The organism is Micropruina sp. (assembly GCF_047602385.1).
Taxonomy (GTDB): Bacteria; Actinomycetota; Actinomycetes; order Propionibacteriales; family Propionibacteriaceae; genus Micropruina.
Genome location: NZ_JASGHL010000005.1, coordinates 527,375 through 545,574, shown reverse-complemented (window position 1 = coordinate 545,574; position 18,200 = coordinate 527,375). Strand labels below are relative to the sequence as shown.

Sequence of the window (18,200 nt, the reverse complement as noted above, 5' to 3'; positions counted from 1 at the left end):
CTGTAGGCAAGGATCGCAACCGAATCGCGGGCGAATCGTCAGTCTGTCTTCACGATGCTGGGCGCAATCTATGGGCTGCGAGTGCACCGATTCCGAGATCGACCCCACAGTGGGCGGCCCGGCGTGACCGTCACCGCTGAGCGATGAGGTCGGCGCGGTGCACTCTGGGGTCGATTTCGGACTGGCCGGCCGGCGACACCTTCGGCGTCCGATCGCCGGCGGCGGCCAGCTGGCTGAGCTGCCGGAGTTCGGCCACCTGGCGGCGGTAGCTGGCAGCGGCCTCGGACTCGGCGTCCGCCCCGAATGGGATCCGCGGCAGCCCGCGGGTGCGTCGATGGGTCGCCTCCAACTGCCACACCACGGGAATGAAGATCGCCACCGCGATCATGAACTCGATACCGGTCATCACCGACTCCTCTCCGGTCTCATCGCGGCCCAGCCTGGTGCGGGCAACCCATTAGCACAAGCGCGGCTTACTTCACGATCGTGAAGCAGTGCTGAACAGAGGTCGCCGTGAGACTCTCGTCAATCCGGCACCCAATGCGTCGAGCGAAAGCGCCGGTCGGGCCGACTGGGCCGGGTCGCGGCGCGGGGTATCGACCCGGTCGGCCATCAGGTGGAGGATGGACGCGCGGGCGAGGAGGCCCGTGGAGAGGAGCCTTGCAGCGCTCGTGAGCACCCGTTTACAGGTCCGCGCTCGCGCGCGAGAGTCTTTGACCTACGGTTACGTAACCAGTAAGTTAGCGCCACGTATACAGAGTTCTCCGGTTGGTGCGACCCGAAAGGATCCGACGTGTCCGACCCTGCTGTAGCTGACTTCATCCAGCTGCTCACCCCGGACGGCGAGCGCGTCCAGCACCCGGATTTCGCCTTCGAGGGTGACCACGAGGCCGTCGCCGGCTTCCTGCGCGAGATGGTTCTGGCCAGGCGGTTCGACAGCGAGGCCACCGCGCTGCAGCGCAAGGGCGAACTCGGCCTGTGGCCGCCGGCGCTCGGCCAGGAGGCCGCCCAGGTCGGCTCGGCGAACGCGCTCCGGCTTCCTGACTACGTGTTTCCCTCCTACCGCGAGCACGCGATCGCGCTGCATCTGGGCGTCGACCCGGTCGCCATGCTGAGCACCTTCCGCGGCACGGCGATGGCGCCGTGGGCCAACGACGTCGCCGGCATGCACCCCTACAGCTTTGTCATCGGTACCCAGACCCTGCATGCGGTGGGCTACGCGATGGGCATGCAGCGCGACGGCCTGGTCGGCAATGACGACCCGGCGGCCAACGGCGCCGCCATGGTCTATTTCGGCGACGGCGCGACCAGCCAGGGCGACGTCAACGAGGCCTTCATCTTCGCCGCGTCCTACACCGCACCGGTGGTCTTCTTCTGCCAGAACAACCAGTACGCGATCTCCGAGCCGATCGCCCTGCAATCGAAGATCCCGCTGTATCGGCGCGCGTCGGGGTTCGGGTTCCCCGGCGTCCGGGTGGACGGCAACGACGTCCTGGCCGTCCACGCGGTCACCAGGTGGGCGCTGGAACGCGCCCGCCAAGGCAAGGGCCCGACACTGATCGAGGCCTACACCTACCGGATGGGTGCCCACACCACCTCGGACGACCCGACCAAGTACCGCAGCAACGACGAGACCGAGCAGTGGCGTCAGCGTGATCCGATCGCCCGGGTGCAGGCCTACCTGCGCACCGCCGGCGCCATCGACCAGGCCTGGCTCGACGCTCTCGACGCCGAGTCCGACGAGTTGGCCGTCCGGGTCCGCGAAGGGTGCCTGACGCTGCCCGAACCTGCACTGGAAGAGTTCTTCGACCACACCGTGATCGACCCCGGCGAGGTGCTCCTCGAACAGCGTGACGACTACCTCGAATACGAGGCCGGCTTCGCCGATCACCCACAGGACGGCGCCGGTGCCGAGGCCCATTCCCAGGTTCAGGAGGCCTTCTGATGGCGACGATGACTCTCGCGAAGGCGCTCAATGCCGGCCTGCGCCGCGCCCTGGAGGCAGACCCCAAGGTGCTGCTGGCAGGCGAGGACATCGGCAAGCTGGGTGGGGTCTTCCGGATCACCGAGCACTTGCAGCGTGACTTCGGCGCCGACCGGGTGATCGACTCGCCGCTGGCCGAGTCGGGCATCCTCGGCACCGCGGTCGGGCTGGCGATGCGGGGCTACCGGCCGGTCGTCGAGATCCAGTTCGACGGTTTCGTCTACCCGGCGTTCGACCAGATCGTCTCGCAGGTGTCGCGGCTCTACTTCCGCACCCACGGGCAGCTGAAGATGCCGATCGTCATCCGCATTCCCTACGGCGGCGGCATCGGTGCGATCGAGCATCACTCCGAGTCGCCCGAGGCGTATTTCGCGCACACTCCGGGCCTGAAGGTGGTCACCTGTTCGAACCCGCTGGACGCCTACTGGATGATGCAGCAGGCGATCGCGTCGAACAATCCGATCGTCTTCTTCGAGCCCAAACGGCGCTATCACGAGAAGGGCGAGGTCGACACCGAGACCGAGCCGATGCCGCTGTTCCAGGCCCGGGTGGTGAAACCGGGCGACGATCTCACCCTGATCACCTACGGTCCGATGGTGCGTACCTGCGTCGAGGCGGCGATCGCCGGAGCCGAGGAGGGCCACGACATCGAGGTGATCGACCTGCGTTCGCTGGCCCCGCTCGACATGGCCACCGTGATCGATTCGGTGACCAAGACCGGACGCGCAATCGTCGTCCACGAGGCGGCGATGACCTTGGGCATGGGCGCCGAGATCGCAGCCCGGTTGCAGCAGTCCTGCTTCTATTCACTCCAGGCTCCGGTGCTGCGAGTGACCGGCTACGACATTCCGTATCCGCCCAGTCGTGTCGAGTCCGCCTTCCTGCCCGATCTCGATCGGGTGCTCGACGCCGTCGACCGTTCCATGGCCTACTGAGGAGATTGCGATGAAGGAATTCCATCTGCCCGATCCCGGCGAGGGACTGGTCGAGGCCGACATCGTCCGCTGGGTCGTCGCCGAAGGTGACGAGGTCAAGGTGAACGACATCCTGGTCGAGATCGAGACGTCCAAGTCGATCGTCGAACTGCCCTCGCCCTGGGCCGGACGGATCGCCCGGCTGATGGTCGAAGAGGGCGCCACCGTCGAGGTGGGTGCGCCGATCATCCTGATCGACGACGGCGTGGGCGCGCCGCCGGCGACGACCGAGGCGCCTCGGCCGGTCGAGCCTGTGCAGGCCACCGAGACCGCCGCGACGACCCAGCCGGCCCCGGTCGCGGAGCCGGCCCCGGCGTCCGAGGCGTTCCTGGTCGGCTACGGGACGAAGTCGTCCTCGCTGGCCCGGCGTCCGCGCAAGACCGCGAGCGGGGTGGGCAAGCCGATCGGACCGGTCACCGATCAGGTGCACGACTCCTACGCCGCCGACCAGCCGGTATCGCGTCCGATCGACCAGGCCACCACCACAGGCCCGCTCAGCGCCGAGTCCACCGGCAGCCCGCTGCCGCGTCCGGGCCGGACGCCCAAGCCGGCGTCGGCGGCCAAGCGCGCGCTGGCCAAGCCGCCGGTCCGCCGGCTGGCCCGCGACCTGGGCCTCGACCTGGACGCCGTCGACGGAACCGGGCCGGACGGCACCATCACCGCCGACGACGTGCTCAGCGCGGCCGTCCTGTCCCGCGGGACGCCGGAGGCGACCGGGGTCACCTCGCGGGTGCCGCTGAAGGGTGTCCGCCGCGAGATGGCCCGGACCATGGCGGAGTCGTTCAAGGTGCCGACCGCGACGGTGATCATGCAGACCGACGTGACCGCGTCCATGGAACTGGTCGAGCGGCTGAAGGGCCGCCGCGAGTTCGCCGGGCTACGGGTTTCGCCGTTGCTGATCTTCGCCAAGGCCGCGTGTCTGGCGATCGCCCGCAATCCCGACCTGAACTCCACCCTCGACATGGCGGCGAGCGAGATCGTCCGCAACGAGGACGTCAACCTGGGCATCGCCGCCGCGACGCCGCGCGGGCTGATGGTGCCGAACATCAAGCAGGCGAACCGGATGAACCTGCTGCAGTTGGCCGAGGCGCTGCACAACATGGTCCAGGTGGCCAAGACCGGCAAAGTCCCCGCCGAGGACATGATGAAGGGCACTTTCACCATCACCAACGTGGGCGTCTTCGGCGTGGACGGCGGCACGCCGATCCTCAACCTCGGCGAGTCGGCGATCATGTGCCTGGGCACCATCGCCCGGCGTCCATGGGTGATCGGCAAGGGTGCGGACGAGCAGATCGTGATCCGTTCGGTGTGCACGTTGTCGCTGACCTTCGATCACCGCCTGGTGGACGGCGAACTGGCGTCCAGGTTCCTCAGTGACGTGGGCGCGATCCTCGCCGATCCCGGCCTGGCAATGATGTTCTGAACAGACTCCGAATAAGGATCCGGATCGGGCTCGATCAGACCAGCCCGATCCGGATCGCTAATCTCGGTCACCCCCACGGCGGGACGGCGAGATCTCGTTCGACGATCTCCCGGTCCTCCTCGTCCGCGATGCCGATCGAGATGGCCTCCGCCCACTCCCGGCGGGCCTCGTCCCCGCGTCCGAGGAGCTGCAGCGCGCGGGCCCGCAGTTCGTGCGCGTAGGCGAGATCGAAGTCGGCCAGGCCGGCGGCGAGACAACCGGCGAGGCAGCGATCCCCGTAGTCGAGCGCCAATTCACCAGACCCGGCGGCCAGCCAGGCCTTACCGATCAGGTAGCGCGCCCGGACTTCGTTTTCAGGCCGCTTCGACGCCACCCGGTCCCAGTGGAAGGCTGCCGCGTAGGCGCCCCGCAGGACGGCCTCGGCGTCCAGCGGTTCGGCCTCCAGCAGGTCGAACGTGGCGTCGTTGGCCTGGGCCGCCTGCTGCCGGTGCCAGTCCTTACCGGTGGTCTCGGCGTCCGGGGCCGGGCCGCGGGCGTAGCGGGGCGGCAGCGGGGTGCCGGTCTCGACCAGGCTCTTCAGCCCGTCCAGCAGGTAGGGCCAGCCCGAGCCGACGTTCGCCGCGGTGAGCGGACTGAACGCCAGGTCGCCGTGCACCACCCGCAGCAGGGTCAGCCCGTCGCCGGCTTCGGTGAGCGTCCAGGTCACCCGGCTGGCCGGTTCCTGCGCGAGCGCCTCGTCGTAGCGCACTCGCCAGGTCTGGACGAGCCGGTGCGGCGGATCCAGCTCCTCGATGACGCCGTCCACTCCGACACTCCCGTCGGCCAGCACCGACCGGTACTCGCGACCGGCGACGGGCGGTGCCTCGAACGAGCTGCCGAAGAAGTACTGGCGGGTGAAGGCCGGGTCGACGATCGCGTTCCAGACGGTCTCGATCCCGGCGCGAATGTAGATCTGGTAGACGTGCGAGGTGGTCATCGCTGCTCCTGTTCGAGTCCGGCCTTCAGCCCCACCATGGCGGTGCCGAACGGCTCTGCGTACTTGCTGATCCACCGGTTGGCGATTTCGGCGATCGGCACCGGGTTGAGGAAGTGGCGCTTGCTGCGGCCCTGTCTGAGCGTGGTCACCAGGCCGGCCTCCTCCAGCACGGCAAGGTGCTTCATCACCCCGAACCGGGACATCGCCGGAAACCGCGCGGCCAGTGCGGTCAGCGTCTGGCCGTCGGCGATGAACAGGGCGTCGAGGATCGCGCGACGAGTGTCGTCCGCCAGCGCCTTGAACACGTCGCCTCGCATGCCACGAGAATAGGTGACCAAATAGTCACCTATCAACCCTGCCATGCGAGCACGACGCTGCTGAGCCCTGGCCGACAGGACGTCCGCCAGGGCTCACCGCCGCCGTCCGACCGTTCGATCGCGGCTGTGCGCGGCTGGGGTCAGCCCGGCAGCACGTCGCCGGAGGGCCAGGTGGTCGTGATGAACTCGGCCACCTTGGGGTCATGTAGCAGCGTCTCGAGCTTGGCCACGCCCGGGTTGGTGTTGTCGGTGCGCCACACCAGGAAGTTGGCGTAGGGGTTGTCCTTGGCGGTCTCGGCCAGCAGCGCGTCCTTGGTCGACAGTCCGGCGGTCAGGATGAAGTTGCCGTTCACGAAGGCAAGGTCGATCTTCGGGTCGTCGAGCTGCTGGACGATCACCTCGGGCTGGTTCTCTACGAACTTGAAGCTCTTAGGGTTCTGCGCCTTGGTGAGGTTCAGCACGTTCGACGCATCGGTGATGCCGGTCAGCAGGCCGGCGCCTTGCAGCAGCCGCAGTCCGCGGATCTGGTTGGAGGCGTCGTTGGTGATCGCGATGGTCGCGCCCTGCGGCAACTCGTTCGCCGCCTTGTACTTCTTCGAGAACGCTGCGTAAGGCTCGATGTGGACGCCTGCGCCGTGCTCGAACTTGTAGCCGCGCTCCTTGACCTGTGCTTCCAGGTAGGGCAGGTGCTGGAAGTAGTTGGCGTCGAGTTCCTTGGACGCCAGTGCCTCGTTGGGCTGCACATAGTCGTCGAACTCGACGATCTGCAGGTCGATGCCGGCGGCCTGAGCCAGGTTCTTCTTGACGAACTCCAGGATGCGGGCGTGCGGCACCGGGCTGGCGCCGACCTTCACGGTGGTCAGGGACGCCGAGGAAGGCGCCTGGCTGCTGGGTGCGGCGGCCGATCCACCGCAGGCGGTGAGGGTGAGCGCGACGGCAGCGGCGGCCAGGGTGGCCAGGGTTCTCTTGAATGTGGACATGGTTGTCTCGCTTTCGTTGGGTTGTGTTGGGGATTCGGGTGTTCAGCGGTGATCGACGCGGCGCACCACGGCGTCGCCGGCGACCTGGACGAGTTGCACCAGCAGCACGAGGATGATCAGCACGATCACCATCACCTCGAGCTGGAAGCGCTGGTAGCCGTAGTTGTAGGCGAGCCGGCCGAGTCCGCCGCCGCCGATCAGGCCGGCCATCGCCGAGTAGCCGATCAGTGCGACCAGGGTGGTGGTGATGCTGGCCACCAGCGAGGGCAGCGACTCGGGGATCAGCACCTTCCACACCGTCTGGGAGCGGGTCGAGCCCATCGCGTGTGCGGCGTCCACCTTTCCCGGATGCACCTCGCGCAACGAGGTCTCCACCAGCCGGGCGAAGAACGGCACCGAGGCGATGGTCAGCGACACCGACGCAGCGATCGGGCCGATCGAGGTGCCGACCAGCCAGCGGGTGACCGGGATCAGCGCCACCATCAGGATCGCGTAGGGGATCGAGCGGGTGATGTTGACCAGCACGCCGCCGAGCACCAGGTTCAGCAGCCGGTTGTCGGCCATCCCGCCCGGTTGGCTGACGAACAGCACCACGCCGAGCGGCAAGCCGAGCAGCACCGTGAACAGTCCCGAGATGGCAACCATCTGCAGGGACTCGACGAACGCCGGCCAGAGCGCGGTGGTGATCGCCGGGTTGGTGGCCAGGCTGTCGAAGAAGTCGTTCATCGGACGTCTCCCGCCCCGGTCGCGAGGGCCGCCTGCGCGCCGCGGCGTCTCAGCGCGGACACCACGTCGTCCGGTTCCAGCGGATTCGGGACCAGTACACGGTGTCGCTGGAAGGTGACCCCAGCGAGGGTTTCGATAGTGCCGGCAAGCACCGGCAGGTCGACGCCGAGTTCGCGGCCGACGGCGGTCAGGGCGGGCACCGCACCCGGGGTGACCGGGTCCAGCACTTCGATGGTCGAGAGTCCGTCGGGAGTTTGGTCGGCGGTCGGCGGCAACGCCAGCAGCAGTTCACTCAGTCGGCTGCCGAAGCGACTCACCACCTCGACCAGCGTGCCGGACTCGACCACCCGTCCGGCCTGCAGCAGCGAGACCGAGTCGCAGATCCGCTTCACCACCGACATCTCGTGGGTGATGATCAGCACGGCCAGGCGGAGCCGGGCCTTGAGCGACGCGATCAGGTCGAGGATCTCGCCGGTGGTCTTCGGGTCGAGCGCGCTGGTCGGCTCGTCGCAGAGCAGCACGTCGGGGTCGGTGGCCAGCGCGCGGGCGATGCCGACCCGCTGCCGCTGGCCACCGGACAGCTGCGCGGGATAGGCCTGGCCGGCGTCGCCCAGCCCGACCAGGCCGAGCAGTTCGGACGCCTTCGCCGTCCGCTCGTCGCGTCCGGCCCCGGCCAGCTCGAGCGGGTAGGCCACGTTGCCGGCGATGGTGCGGGAGTCGAACAGGTTGGCGTGTTGGAAGACCAGCCCGAGCCGCCGCCGGGCGCGGCGCAGGTCGGCGGCATGGACGGCGGTCAGGTCGGCACCGTTGATCTCCACGGTTCCGCTGGTGGGCCGGTCGAGCAGCGCGATGCAGCGCACCAGGGTCGACTTGCCGGCGCCGGACTGGCCGATGACACCGTGCACCGAGTCGTCGGGCACCTGCAGCGTCACCCCGTCCAGTGCGCGGATCTCACGATTGGGCTGACGATAGACCTTCTCAAGGTCGGTGACGGCGATCACAGGAAGTCCTTCCGTGCCGTGAGTGACAAGGGGAAATGGCATGCGATCAGGGAGGGCGGCCGACTGTCGCCGGCCGCCCTCGGAATCGCCTCAGAACACGAACGAACCGAACAGCAGCAGCGATAGCCCCAGGCCGATCACCAGGTTGGCCACCGTCGCCGCTCCGAACGCGGCCACCGGACGCCAGCCGAACCGCCGGATGCTGGCGGCGTTGAACTCCAATCCGATGCTGATGAAGGCGAAGATCAGGAACCAGGTGCGCAGGTCGTTCGCCACGCCGACGGTCGCCGACGAGACCGCCGCCGGGACGCTGGCGGAGTAGATCGTGGCGATCACCGACGCGGCCAGGAATCCCAGCACGAACTTGGGGAACCGTTGCCACACGGCGGCAGCGCCAGGACGCTGCTCCGATGACCCGCGGTCGACCCGCAGGGTGAAGTACAGCGTCAACAGGATCGCCGCGACGCCCAGCAGGGCGTTCTGGGTGACCTTGACGATGGTGGCGATCTGCAGCGGCTGCTCGCCGGCCAGCGTGCCGGCCGCGGTGACCGCCGCGGTGGTGTCGATGTTGCCGCCGATCCAGGCGCCGGTGACGGCATCGCTGAGGCCGAGCAGGCCGGCCAGCCAGGGGACCAGGAAGATCGCCGGAAGGGCGAACACGATCACCAGGCTCGCGGTGTAGGCGAGGTCCTCCTTCTTCGCCTTCACCGCGCCGGCCGCCGCGATCGCCGCACTCACCCCGCAGATCGAGACCGCGCTGGAGAGCAGTGCCCGCAGCCGGTCCTCCACCCCCAGCCGGCCGGCGACCCACCAGGTGAAGAAGAAGACGAAGGTGATCAGCAGCACCGCCTGTGCGATCGCGGGGCCGGCGGCCCGGACGATGACGGCGAAGTTGATCGAGGCGCCGAGCAACACCAGCCCGGTCTTGATGAAGAACTCGGTCCGAAAGCCCGGCAGCAGCCGGTCCCGCAGCCCGGTCGAGGTGAGCACCAGGTTGCCGAGCAGACCCAGCACGATGGCGTAGATCGGGAACTCGATGGACTTGGCCACCGCGCCGAAGGGAGTGCCCTTGGTCCAGACCGGGACGCCCTCGGTGAGGGCGTGGGCGCCGACGCCGAGCGCCAGCACCACCGCCAGGCCAGCGGCGAAGCCGGGCCAGTTGAAGGAGGTGCGGCCGGTCGGCTCGTCGGGGATCGCTGCTGGGACACCGGCCGGCGCGGCGTCTGCGACATGGGTGTGCGGTTGGCGGAGGCTCATGGGATCAGCCCCTGTGGGATGAGGCCGGTGAGGACCAGGCCGAGCAGGACGAGGCCGACCACGACAGCCAGCCAGTCCTCGCTGATCGAGAACTTGCCGGCTTGGTCGGGGGCGTCGGCGGTGGTCGCGACGGCACCGCCGGAATCGGATTTGGACATGGGAAATTCCTCCCAGAAATAGGCATGAGAAATACGGATCTCGGACGAGATAGAAATCTCCGTCACGGCGAACCGCATCGGCCAGCGGCCGAGGCGGGTGAGGCCGATCGGAGGTTCAGTGCAGCGCCGGGCGAGGGACGTTCAGGCGCAGGCAGAGCAGCAGCGGTGACAACAGACGTTGTCACCGGGCATTCGACGGCCTGGACACAGGCGAGTCGCGGTGGTGCTCATGGTCGGAACCGTAGCAAGGAACTGACCCCAATGGGAATATCAATCCAAATGGCGACACATTCCGCGGATTGCCGGGCCGGGCCTCCGTCTCCGTGGCGGCACGCGGGGAATGCTTCGTAATCCGTGCGTTGTTGTGGCTTCGGGAGTGCCGTGGGGACGCGCCCGAGGCCCGGCGATCTCACCCTCGGGGCACCTCGGCGAGCGGTGCGGCGCACTGCCGCCGGGTCCACCGCCGCGATGAGTGCTCCCCGGCGTGGTCTCACGACGTGGCGAGCGGTTGACCGACCTGCCAGCTATACATACAATCCCCATGTGATTAATAGGAATAGGCAGAGCCTGGCGCTCGTCGCTCGGCTTCGCTGGTGTTCCTCCCGAATGTGCTGATCGCGCACCGGGCTTCGCGGGAAGGGCTTCGTCCTTCCATGAGCCGCCACCGGCGGACCACCCAATCAGCAGACCTGACCGTCCACCAGGGCGGACGAGGCCGCACTGCCGGCCTGAGAGGATTCCCATGACACTCGTCGACGAGAAGGTCGTCGCCCAGCCGGCGGAGACGCCGCCGGCCAAGCAGCGCGCTCGGGCCCGGGCCGTCCCTTGGCGCCGCTGGGCGATCAACACCGGCGTGTTCGCCGGAGTCATCGCCGCCTGGTGGGCGCTCACCGCGTCCGGGCTGATCGCGCCGCTCTTCCTGCCCAGTCCGCAGGCGGTCGTCGGCGCGTTCATCGACGCCAACGGCTGCCGTCCGATCCAAGAGGGCAGCGCCCGGATCGTCTGTGGCTCGCAGGGCTATTTCCTGTGGGAGCACCTGCTGGCCAGCCTGCAGCGGATCGGCGTCGGCGTGGTGTTCGGCATCGTCCTCGGCGTGCTGCTCGGCTACACGATGGCCCTCGTCCCGGTGTTCGGGCGGCTGTTCGAGCCGTACCTGAACTTCCTGCGTTCGCTGCCACCGCTGGGTTACATCGGCCTGCTGATCGTTTGGTTCGGTATCGGGGACACTTCGAAGGTCTGGTTGCTCTTTCTGGCGGCCTTCCCGCCGATCGCGATGGCCACCATCGACGGCGTCCGGGGCATCCGGGTGGACCGGATCCAGGCCGCCCAGGCGATGGGCGCGAAGCCGGTCCACGTGCTGCGGCACGTGATCATTCCGGCCAGCCTCCCGAGCATTCTGAGCGGGATCCGGATCGCCACCGGCTTCGCCTGGACGACGGTGGTCGCCGCCGAGCTCAACAACGGCATCCCCGGTATCGGCGGGCTCGCCTACCTGGCCGGCACCCAACTGCAGACCCCGCTGACCATCGCCTGCATCATCGTCATCGGCCTGGCCGCGATCGCGCTCGATGGCGGCATCAAGTACGTCGCCGGCCTGCTGGTGCCGTGGCAGGGCAAGGCCTGACATGTCGTTCCGCGAGAGGAAATCCGCATCCATGAAGAACCGCCTGACCCGCCTAGCTCCGCTCACGGCCCTGGCCTGCGCCCTGGCGTTGCCGCTCGCCCTGTCCGGCTGCACCACTGCCCGTGAGGCCGAGGCTCGGGCCAACGCGAACAACGGCTCCGCCGTCCAGTGCCCGGTTGAGGTGAACAAGGCCGCCACCGGTGCCGTCCGGTTGGGCTGGCAGGCGATTCCGGGCGCGAACCTGCTGGTCAAGGACAAGGGCTGGATCGAGGCCTGCCTGCCGAATGTCACGGTGACCTGGATCAAATTCGACTCCGGTGCCGATGTGGTGCAGGGCTTCGGATCGGGCTCGGTCGACCTGTCCACGCTCGGCTCCAGCCCGGCCACCAAGGCGCTCTCGGCACCGCTCAACGTGGACATGCAGGTGGTCTGGATCGATGACGTGATCGGTGCCGCCGAGTCGCTGGTGGTCAAGGACCCGGAGGTGAAGACGCTGACCGACCTGCGCGGCAAGACGATCGCCGTCCCGTTCAGCTCGACGTCGCACTTCAGCCTGCTGATGGCTCTCCAGGCCGCCAACCTCAGGGTCGGGACCGACGTGAAGCTGATCAACCTCAGCCCGGACAAGATCCTGGCTGCCTGGAGCGGTCGCGAGGTGGACGCCGCCTGGGTCTGGGACCCGGTGCTCAGCGAGCTGACCGAGCATGGCCACATCATCACCGGTAGCCAAGAGACCGCGGCGCAGGGCAAGCCGACCTTCGACCTGGAGGGTGCGACCCGCAAATTCGTCAGCGCCAACCCGGGTTTCATGGACACCTGGACGGCGCTGCAGGACCACGCGGTTGGCCTGCTCACCGGCAGCGATCAGCAGGCTGCGGCCCAGTCGGTCGCCGTCCAGCTGGGCAGCACGCCCGAAGCGGTCCGCGGCCAGCTCAAGGGCTACACCTACCCCCGGGCGGCGGACCAGGTGAAGCTGCTGGCCGAGTTGCCCGGTCAGCTCAAATCGACCGCCGAGTTCCTCGCCACCCAGGGTGAGGTGGCTTCGGTCAGCGACCTGTCGACCTATCGGGCCGGCGTCTACCAGACCTCCATCGAGAAAGTAGCGAAACGATGACCAGTGCCCCCGACAACGTGCTGACACCGAAGATCCGGTTCGACCGGGTCACCAAGGCCTACGCCACCGACAGTGGCGAACCCGTCGTCGCGCTGACGGAGACCTCCTTCGACATCGCCGAGGGCGAGTTCGTCTGCGTGGTCGGACCCTCCGGCTGTGGCAAATCGACGCTGATGCAGATGCTCGCCGGCTTCCACGCGCCCTCGTCCGGTCAGACGCTGGTCGACGGCGTGCAGGTACGCCGTCCGGACGCCGACCGCGGCGTCGTCTTCCAGCAGGCGAACCTCTACCCCTGGCTGACCACCCGCGGCAACGTGGAACTCGGTCCCCGGATCCGAGGTGTCGGCAAGGCCGAACGCCGCGAGCAGGCCGAGCGCTTCCTGCAGATGGTGGGTCTGTCGCTGTTCGCCGACCGCAAGCCCTACGAGCTGTCCGGCGGCATGCAGCAACGGGCGCAGATCGCCCGGGTGCTGGTCAACGACCCCAAAGTGATCCTGATGGACGAGCCGTTCGGGGCGCTGGACGCGCTCACCCGCGAGCGGATGCAGGTCGAACTGCTGCAGATCTGGCGCGAACGGCGCAAGACCGTGGTGTTCATCACCCATGACGTGGAGGAGGCGATCTTCCTCGGCACCCGGGTGATCGTGATGACCGCCCGCCCGGGCCGGGTGTTGCTGGACCTGCCGGTCGACCTCCCGGACGGCCTCACCCCCGCCGAACTCAGGGCCGATCCCGGCTTCGTCGACCTGCGCGACACCCTGCTGGACGCCATCCACCGGGCTCAGGACGAGGTTGCCGCCTAGAACCACGCCGGTTGAGGCCGCCACCACCGCCGGTTGAGCTTGTCGAAACCCGTGTGCCGGGTCGCCGTCGCGGAATGCGCGGGCATAGGTTCAGGTCTCGACAAGCTCGACCAACGAAGTCACCCACCTCCTTCAACGCCAAGTACCCCGATCCACCGCCGGTTCATCGGCAGTGGATCGGGGCATTCGGCGTTGTCGAAACGATGTCGGGGAGCGCCGGTGTCGCCAGGTTCAGGTCTCCTGGGCAGCCAAGCGGTGGTAGGTGTGGTCGCGATAGATGAGTGGGGATAGGCCGGAACTCCAGGCGGCTGCTGCCTGAGCGATGATCAGCCGGCTGCCCGCGGCGGGGACGCGGGACCGCACTCGGCCCTCGATCCAGCCGGCGCAGCCCGCCAGCACCGGCTCGCCGGTCGGCAGCGGATGCCAGCCGCCGGCCAGCGAACCGGTCGATGCCGCTGGTCGCGAAGCGGGCTGCGACGTCGGCCTGGTCCTCGGCGAGGAAGTTGATCATCACTCGTCGCACCCTGCTCAGCGCCGACCACGACGAGGACGCCTTGTGCACCGAGAAGGCGAACAGCGGCGGCTCGGCCGAGACCGAGATCACCGAGGTGGCGGTGAACCCGTACGCGCGGCCGCCGTCCTGCAGGGTGACCACCGCCACCCCGGCCGGATGCCCGCGGAAGATCATCCGGAACTGCTCGGCATCGATGCCCTGCTCGCCGCCGACGATCGGCTGGGCGGTCACGCCAGCACCCCGTCCAGTCCGCCGTGAGCGCGCTGACCGATCGAGAGGCCGGTCGCGGCCGGCCGGTCCAGGCCGTAGTGCTCGCGCAGCGTCCGTCCGGTGTACTCGGTGCGGAACAGCGAGCGGCGGCGCAGGATCGGGATCACCTCGTCGACGAAGGTGGTCAGGTCGCCGGGCAGTGCGGGCGGCATCACGTTGAAGCCGTCGGCGGCGCCGGTGCTGAACCACTCCTCGATGGTGTCGGCGACCTGCTCGGGGGTGCCGTGGAAGGTGCGGTGCCCGCGTCCGCCGCCGAGTCGCCGGACCAGTTCGCGGACGGTCAGCCGTTCCCGCCGGGCAAGTTCGACGATCAGGGTGTACCGGCTGCGGTTGCCCTCGATCTCGTCCTCGTCGGGCAGGTCGGCCGGCAACTGTCGGTCCAGCGGCAGGTCCTCCAGCGGCAGCCGGAGGATGCGGGCGAGTTCCTCGCGTCCGAGCTCGGGGTTGATGTGCTCGTCGAACAGCCGGCTGCGCGCCTCGGCGTCGGCCTCGGTGGCGCCGATGATCGGCACCAGCCCCGGCATCACCTTGATGCCCTCGGGATCCCGTCCGAGGCCGGACGCCCGGCGCTTCAGGTCGGTGTAGAAGGCGCGAGCATCGTCGATGCTCTGCTGGGCGGTGAAGACGGCTTCGGCGTACCGGGTGGCGAACGACCGGCCAGTTTCGCTCGACCCCGCCTGGACCAGCAGCGGCCAGCCCTGCGGCGAGCGGGAGACGTTCAACGCTCCGGCCACCGAGAAGAACTCGCCGCGGTGGGCGGCCGGATGCACTCGGTCGGGGTCGGCCCAGACGCCGCGCTCCTTGTCGGCCAGGATCGCGTCGTCGGCCCAGCTGTCCCACAACTTGAGCGCGACGTCCACGAACTCGGCTGCCCGGCGATACCGGTCGGCATGCTTCGGGTGCTCGTCCAAGCCGAAGTTGCGGGCGGCGTCCGGCACCTCGGTGGTGACGATGTTCCAACCCGCCCGGCCCCCGCTCACGTGGTCCAGCGAGGCGAACCGGCGGGCCAGGTTGTAGGGCGAGTTGTAGCTCGTCGAGGCGGTGGCGATCAGTCCGATCCGCTCGGTCGAGGCGGCGACGGCCGCCAGCAGCACGGTTGGGTCGAGCACGCTGGTCGGACGCCGGTGCACCGGGAAGACCGCCGGATGGTCGGCGAGGAAGATCGAGTCGAAGGTCCCGCGCTCCGCGATCCTGGCCAGCCGGACGTAGTGATCGAGCCCGGTGCCGCCCGAGACGTCGGACTCGGGCAGCCGCCAGGCGGCCTCGTGGTGGCCCACGTTCATCACGAAGGCGTTCAGGTGCAGCTGGCGGGGCTTCTTGGAGGAGGTCACCGGGAGAGGCTAACATGGTTCGCCTACGGATTTAATAGGAGATTGACCGAAGTGTTCAGCCTTGCCGCAACAACCGCCTCCGATAAAGGTGCTACGATTTTCCGCATGTTCGCCGGACGAGTCGTACCCGAAGCGGTCCTTGTCTGCGCTCGAATGTGTTGCCGGCACTGACGCTTCGCACCACCCGCTGACGATCGCGCGCCTCCTCGGCTGCGCCCTTCACCGACTCCCTGGGTGACGCCTGGCGTCCCCGGTCAGACCCGCACATCCGCCTCGAAGGAGTTCCGATGCCTTCACCTGCTGGCGCCGACATCTCGGCGCAGCTGATCGATCCGCGCGGCCCGCGCTTTGCGGCCGCTGTCACCGCCGTCCTGCTTGCCGCCGCGTTGGCTCTCGGGCCGGTGCTCGGCTGGCCCGTCCTGCTCGGGCAGACCCTGGCGTTCGCCGCCGGCTCGCTGTTCGGCCTGCGGTATCAGCCATGGGCCTGGGTGTTCCGGGTCGCCGTCCGGCCGCGGCTTGCACCGCCCGCTGCACTGGAGGACGCCCGTCCGCCCCGGTTCGCGCAGACCGTCGGCCTTCTGTTCGGGCTCGCCGGGCTGCTCGGCGCCGCAGCTGCGCCGGCCTTGTTCTACGTCGCCGGCGGCTTCGCGCTGGTGGCGGCCGTGCTGAACGCCGTCTTCGACTACTGCCTCGGCTGCGAGATCTACCTGCTCGGACGGCGCGTGTTCACCCACGCGGCCACCGGGACAGCACGGTGACGCGATGACCGGCGCGTGGGTGGTCTTCGCGGCGGTCGCGCTGGCGCTCGCCTTCGGCGGCTACCGCCGGCTGACCGACGGCCGGGCCAAGACCGTCCGGCCCGGCGCCGAGCAGCGGCTGGACGCCGTCCGATTGGGTGGCAGCCTCGGCAACGAGGCCACCCTCGTGCAGTTCTCGTCCAGCTTCTGCGCGCCCTGCCGCAGCACCCACCGACTGCTCGCCGACGTCACCGCGACGCGTCCGTCGGTCACCCACATCGACATCGACGCCGAGCGCAACCTCGACCTGATCGAGGAGTTCGCTATCACCCGGACGCCCACGGTGCTGCTGCTGGACGCGTCCGGAGCGGTGCGCCAACGCCTCGTCGGAGCCGCTCGGCGTCCGGAGGTGCTGAAGGCCCTCGACCTGCTCGCGGATCCCTCCGCGAGCCGAACCTGACCCAGATCGATCCAAGAAACCAATGGGAGGAACAACGACATGACCTACTTCAGGAACGCGACCGAACTGATCGGACGCACGCCGCTGGTCCAGATCAACCGGCTCTACGGCGACAGCCAGGCCGTCGTGCTGGCCAAGCTCGAGTACTACAACCCGGCCAACTCGGTGAAGGACCGGATCGGCGTTTCGATCATCGACGCCGCCGAGGCCGACGGCTCGCTGCAGCCGGGCGGAACCATCGTCGAAGGCACCTCGGGCAACACCGGCATCGCGCTGGCCTGGGTGGGCGCGGCCCGCGGTTACCGGGTGATCATCACGCTGCCGGAGACCTTCTCCAAGGAACGGCGGGCCGTGCTGCGGGCGCTGGGCGCCGAGCTGGTGCTGACCCCCGCGGCGGACGGCGTCCCCGGCGCCAACGCCCGCGCCGCCGAGATCGCCGAACAGACCCCGGGCGCGATCCTGGCTCGCCAGTTCGACAACGCCGCCAATGTCGCGATTCATCGCCGGACGACCGCCGAGGAGATCTGGAACGACACCGAAGGTGCGGTCGACATCGTCGTATCAGGGGTGGGCACCGGCGGCACCATCACTGGTGTGGGCCAGGTTCTGAAAGCGCGCAAGCCGAGCGTCCAGCTGTATGCGGTGGAGTCCGCGGAATCGGCGGTGCTCTCCGGTGAGCCGAAGGGGCCGCACAAGATCCAGGGCATCAGCGCCGGCTTCGTGCCGAACATCCTGGACCGCGGCGTGATCGACGGAATCATCAAGGTGTCCTCCGACGACGCGATCGACTGGGCCAGGCGAGTGGCCAAGGAAGAAGGCCTGTTGCTGGGCATCTCGTCCGGCGCCGCGCTGCGAGCCGCCGCCGATCTGGCCGCCGACCCGGCCAACGCCGGCAAGACCATCGTGGTGGTCACCCCCGACTGGGGCGAGCGCTACCTGAGCACCCCGCTGTACGCCGACCTGCTCGACTGAGCAGTACCCGCGGGGCCGCCGTCCGGGGGCGGCGGCTCCGAGAGAACAAGGAGGACGACATGGCTGAGAGCACCGACCCGATCCTGTTGGTGGGTCACGGCATGTGCTCGTCGTCGGCTGCGGACGGCTTGGCCGGCTGGGCCGCACGGGAGCGAATCGCCTTGTGGGAGCTGCCGATCCCGGCTTTCCAGCTGCATCCGGCCACGGCGTCCGGACGCCCGGCGCCGCCTCAGGTGGCCGAGCGGCTCGCCGAGCTCGACGATCTGGAAGCGCTGTTCGAGCGAGTGGCTGCCGAGCTGGCTGAGGGCCGTCCGGTGCTGGGACTGGCGGTGTCGCCGGAGCTGGCCTCGACCCGTTCCGGACGGGCCTGGCTCGATCGGGTGCGGGGGATCGCCGCCGGGATCGCGCAGCTGTCGATCACCGTGTGGCCGCTGGGAGTGGGCGAGCTGCCCGCCTTCGAGGCTGCCGAGGTGCGCTCGGCTTCCTGAGCTGGTCGATGCCGCCGGCGCTCGTTCTCCGTCGAACTGTCGCGAATTGCATCGGGATTGACGATGGATTCCCGCCGTCCGACGATGAGTA

Annotated in this window: 20 protein-coding genes and 1 pseudogene; 10 read left to right on the top strand and 11 right to left on the bottom strand. The window is 68.7% G+C overall.

The annotated features are described in order from the left end of the window. Positions 1-130 precede the first annotated feature (130 nt). Positions 131-406, bottom strand: a complete 276-nt coding sequence (locus QM711_RS18045) for a hypothetical protein (protein WP_415101886.1) — start codon at positions 404-406, stop codon at positions 131-133. A gap of 387 nt (positions 407-793) precedes the next feature. On the opposite strand from QM711_RS18045, the gene pdhA reads away from it, so the two are divergent. From pdhA to QM711_RS18030, 3 genes are read left to right on the top strand one after another with little or no spacing between them, the layout of a single operon-like run. Then, positions 794-1,945 (top strand): pyruvate dehydrogenase (acetyl-transferring) E1 component subunit alpha, encoded by a 1,152-nt coding sequence (gene pdhA / locus QM711_RS18040; protein WP_415101884.1) that lies wholly within the window; start codon positions 794-796, stop codon positions 1,943-1,945. Continuing rightward, positions 1,945-2,919, top strand: coding sequence for an alpha-ketoacid dehydrogenase subunit beta (locus tag QM711_RS18035; RefSeq protein WP_415101882.1), 975 nt, complete (start codon positions 1,945-1,947; stop codon positions 2,917-2,919). Before pdhA ends, QM711_RS18035 begins: the two co-directional genes overlap by 1 nt. A 25-nt stretch (positions 2,920-2,944) precedes the next feature. Continuing rightward, positions 2,945-4,381 carry a 2-oxo acid dehydrogenase subunit E2 gene (locus tag QM711_RS18030; protein WP_415102313.1) on the top strand — a complete coding sequence of 479 codons (1,437 nt, stop codon included), beginning with the start codon at positions 2,945-2,947 and terminating at the stop codon, positions 4,379-4,381. Between the two features lie 67 nt (positions 4,382-4,448). Here the strand turns inward: QM711_RS18030 and QM711_RS18025 are convergent, their stop codons facing one another. From QM711_RS18025 to QM711_RS17995, 7 genes are all read right to left on the bottom strand, one after another. After that, entirely contained in the window at positions 4,449-5,357 is a 909-nt protein-coding gene (locus QM711_RS18025; protein WP_415101880.1) for an SRPBCC domain-containing protein, read from the bottom strand. After that, positions 5,354-5,674, bottom strand: a complete 321-nt coding sequence (locus QM711_RS18020; protein WP_415101878.1) for an ArsR/SmtB family transcription factor — start codon at positions 5,672-5,674, stop codon at positions 5,354-5,356. The genes QM711_RS18025 and QM711_RS18020 overlap by 4 nt, the downstream gene beginning before the upstream one ends. Positions 5,675-5,814: 140 nt before the next feature. Next, entirely contained in the window at positions 5,815-6,654 is an 840-nt protein-coding gene (locus QM711_RS18015) for a MetQ/NlpA family ABC transporter substrate-binding protein (RefSeq protein WP_415101876.1), read from the bottom strand. Positions 6,655-6,696: 42 nt separating this feature from the next. Next, a complete protein-coding gene (locus QM711_RS18010) occupies positions 6,697-7,380 on the bottom strand; it encodes a methionine ABC transporter permease (RefSeq protein ID WP_415101874.1) in 684 nt (227 codons plus the stop codon). Continuing rightward, the gene (locus QM711_RS18005; RefSeq protein ID WP_415101872.1) at positions 7,377-8,381 is read right to left on the bottom strand and encodes a methionine ABC transporter ATP-binding protein; all 1,005 of its coding nucleotides are present in this window, start codon (positions 8,379-8,381) and stop codon (positions 7,377-7,379) included. The genes QM711_RS18010 and QM711_RS18005 overlap by 4 nt, the downstream gene beginning before the upstream one ends. Positions 8,382-8,471: 90 nt before the next feature. Beyond that, the gene (locus QM711_RS18000; protein ID WP_415101870.1) at positions 8,472-9,638 is read right to left on the bottom strand and encodes a YeiH family protein; all 1,167 of its coding nucleotides are present in this window, start codon (positions 9,636-9,638) and stop codon (positions 8,472-8,474) included. Continuing rightward, complete coding sequence (locus tag QM711_RS17995) at positions 9,635-9,796, bottom strand: hypothetical protein (RefSeq protein WP_415101868.1); 162 nt, start codon at positions 9,794-9,796, stop codon at positions 9,635-9,637. The genes QM711_RS18000 and QM711_RS17995 overlap by 4 nt, the downstream gene beginning before the upstream one ends. 742 nt (positions 9,797-10,538) lie before the next feature. On the opposite strand from QM711_RS17995, the gene QM711_RS17990 reads away from it, so the two are divergent. From QM711_RS17990 to QM711_RS17980, 3 genes are read left to right on the top strand one after another with little or no spacing between them, the layout of a single operon-like run. After that, positions 10,539-11,420, top strand: coding sequence for an ABC transporter permease (locus QM711_RS17990; RefSeq protein WP_415101866.1), 882 nt, complete (start codon positions 10,539-10,541; stop codon positions 11,418-11,420). 31 nt (positions 11,421-11,451) lie between these two features. Further along, a complete protein-coding gene (locus QM711_RS17985; protein ID WP_415101864.1) occupies positions 11,452-12,534 on the top strand; it encodes an ABC transporter substrate-binding protein in 1,083 nt (360 codons plus the stop codon). Then, on the top strand, positions 12,531-13,337 hold the full coding sequence (locus tag QM711_RS17980) for an ABC transporter ATP-binding protein (RefSeq protein ID WP_415101862.1): 807 nt from the start codon (positions 12,531-12,533) through the stop codon (positions 13,335-13,337). The genes QM711_RS17985 and QM711_RS17980 overlap by 4 nt, the downstream gene beginning before the upstream one ends. A gap of 231 nt (positions 13,338-13,568) precedes the next feature. On the opposite strand, the gene QM711_RS17975 is transcribed toward QM711_RS17980, so the two are convergent. The 3 genes and pseudogenes from QM711_RS17975 to QM711_RS17965 all read right to left on the bottom strand — a co-directional run bounded on the left by QM711_RS17975 (position 13,569) and on the right by QM711_RS17965 (position 15,452). Then, entirely contained in the window at positions 13,569-13,736 is a 168-nt protein-coding gene (locus tag QM711_RS17975; RefSeq protein WP_415102311.1) for a hypothetical protein, read from the bottom strand. Positions 13,737-13,833: 97 nt separating this feature from the next. Further along, positions 13,834-14,025 (bottom strand): annotated as a pseudogene (locus QM711_RS17970) (flavin reductase); the annotation flags it as partial. 53 nt (positions 14,026-14,078) lie between these two features. Beyond that, the gene (locus QM711_RS17965; protein ID WP_415101860.1) at positions 14,079-15,452 is read right to left on the bottom strand and encodes an LLM class flavin-dependent oxidoreductase; all 1,374 of its coding nucleotides are present in this window, start codon (positions 15,450-15,452) and stop codon (positions 14,079-14,081) included. A 287-nt stretch (positions 15,453-15,739) separates the two neighbouring features. On the opposite strand from QM711_RS17965, the gene QM711_RS17960 reads away from it, so the two are divergent. From QM711_RS17960 to QM711_RS17945, 4 genes are read left to right on the top strand one after another with little or no spacing between them, the layout of a single operon-like run. After that, positions 15,740-16,210, top strand: coding sequence for a DUF4395 domain-containing protein (locus tag QM711_RS17960; RefSeq protein ID WP_415101858.1), 471 nt, complete (start codon positions 15,740-15,742; stop codon positions 16,208-16,210). Positions 16,211-16,214: 4 nt separating this feature from the next. Next, a complete protein-coding gene (locus QM711_RS17955) occupies positions 16,215-16,649 on the top strand; it encodes a thioredoxin family protein (RefSeq protein ID WP_415101856.1) in 435 nt (144 codons plus the stop codon). 39 nt (positions 16,650-16,688) lie between these two features. Beyond that, positions 16,689-17,621: a cysteine synthase A gene (gene cysK / locus QM711_RS17950; RefSeq protein ID WP_415101854.1), complete on the top strand. Its 933-nt coding sequence runs from the start codon at positions 16,689-16,691 to the stop codon at positions 17,619-17,621. A 59-nt stretch (positions 17,622-17,680) separates the two neighbouring features. Continuing rightward, complete coding sequence (locus QM711_RS17945; protein WP_415101852.1) at positions 17,681-18,109, top strand: hypothetical protein; 429 nt, start codon at positions 17,681-17,683, stop codon at positions 18,107-18,109. Positions 18,110-18,200 lie beyond the last annotated feature (91 nt).

Excerpts from the sequence above, each read along its gene's own strand:
- QM711_RS18035 (WP_415101882.1), top strand. The coding sequence starts at position 1,945 with ATGGCGACGATGACTCTCGCGAAGGCGCTCAATGCCGGCCTGCGCCGC.
- QM711_RS18045 (WP_415101886.1), bottom strand. The coding sequence starts at position 406 with ATGACCGGTATCGAGTTCATGATCGCGGTGGCGATCTTCATTCCCGTG.
- QM711_RS17985 (WP_415101864.1), top strand. The coding sequence starts at position 11,452 with ATGAAGAACCGCCTGACCCGCCTAGCTCCGCTCACGGCCCTGGCCTGC.
- QM711_RS17960 (WP_415101858.1), top strand. The coding sequence starts at position 15,740 with ATGCCTTCACCTGCTGGCGCCGACATCTCGGCGCAGCTGATCGATCCG.
- QM711_RS18015 (WP_415101876.1), bottom strand. The coding sequence starts at position 6,654 with ATGTCCACATTCAAGAGAACCCTGGCCACCCTGGCCGCCGCTGCCGTC.
- QM711_RS17990 (WP_415101866.1), top strand. The coding sequence starts at position 10,539 with ATGACACTCGTCGACGAGAAGGTCGTCGCCCAGCCGGCGGAGACGCCG.
- QM711_RS17980 (WP_415101862.1), top strand. The coding sequence starts at position 12,531 with ATGACCAGTGCCCCCGACAACGTGCTGACACCGAAGATCCGGTTCGAC.
- QM711_RS17955 (WP_415101856.1), top strand. The coding sequence starts at position 16,215 with ATGACCGGCGCGTGGGTGGTCTTCGCGGCGGTCGCGCTGGCGCTCGCC.
- QM711_RS17995 (WP_415101868.1), bottom strand. The coding sequence starts at position 9,796 with ATGTCCAAATCCGATTCCGGCGGTGCCGTCGCGACCACCGCCGACGCC.
- cysK (WP_415101854.1), top strand. The coding sequence starts at position 16,689 with ATGACCTACTTCAGGAACGCGACCGAACTGATCGGACGCACGCCGCTG.
- QM711_RS18020 (WP_415101878.1), bottom strand. The coding sequence starts at position 5,674 with ATGCGAGGCGACGTGTTCAAGGCGCTGGCGGACGACACTCGTCGCGCG.
- QM711_RS18010 (WP_415101874.1), bottom strand. The coding sequence starts at position 7,380 with ATGAACGACTTCTTCGACAGCCTGGCCACCAACCCGGCGATCACCACC.
- QM711_RS18000 (WP_415101870.1), bottom strand. The coding sequence starts at position 9,638 with ATGAGCCTCCGCCAACCGCACACCCATGTCGCAGACGCCGCGCCGGCC.
- QM711_RS17945 (WP_415101852.1), top strand. The coding sequence starts at position 17,681 with ATGGCTGAGAGCACCGACCCGATCCTGTTGGTGGGTCACGGCATGTGC.
- QM711_RS18025 (WP_415101880.1), bottom strand. The coding sequence starts at position 5,357 with ATGACCACCTCGCACGTCTACCAGATCTACATTCGCGCCGGGATCGAG.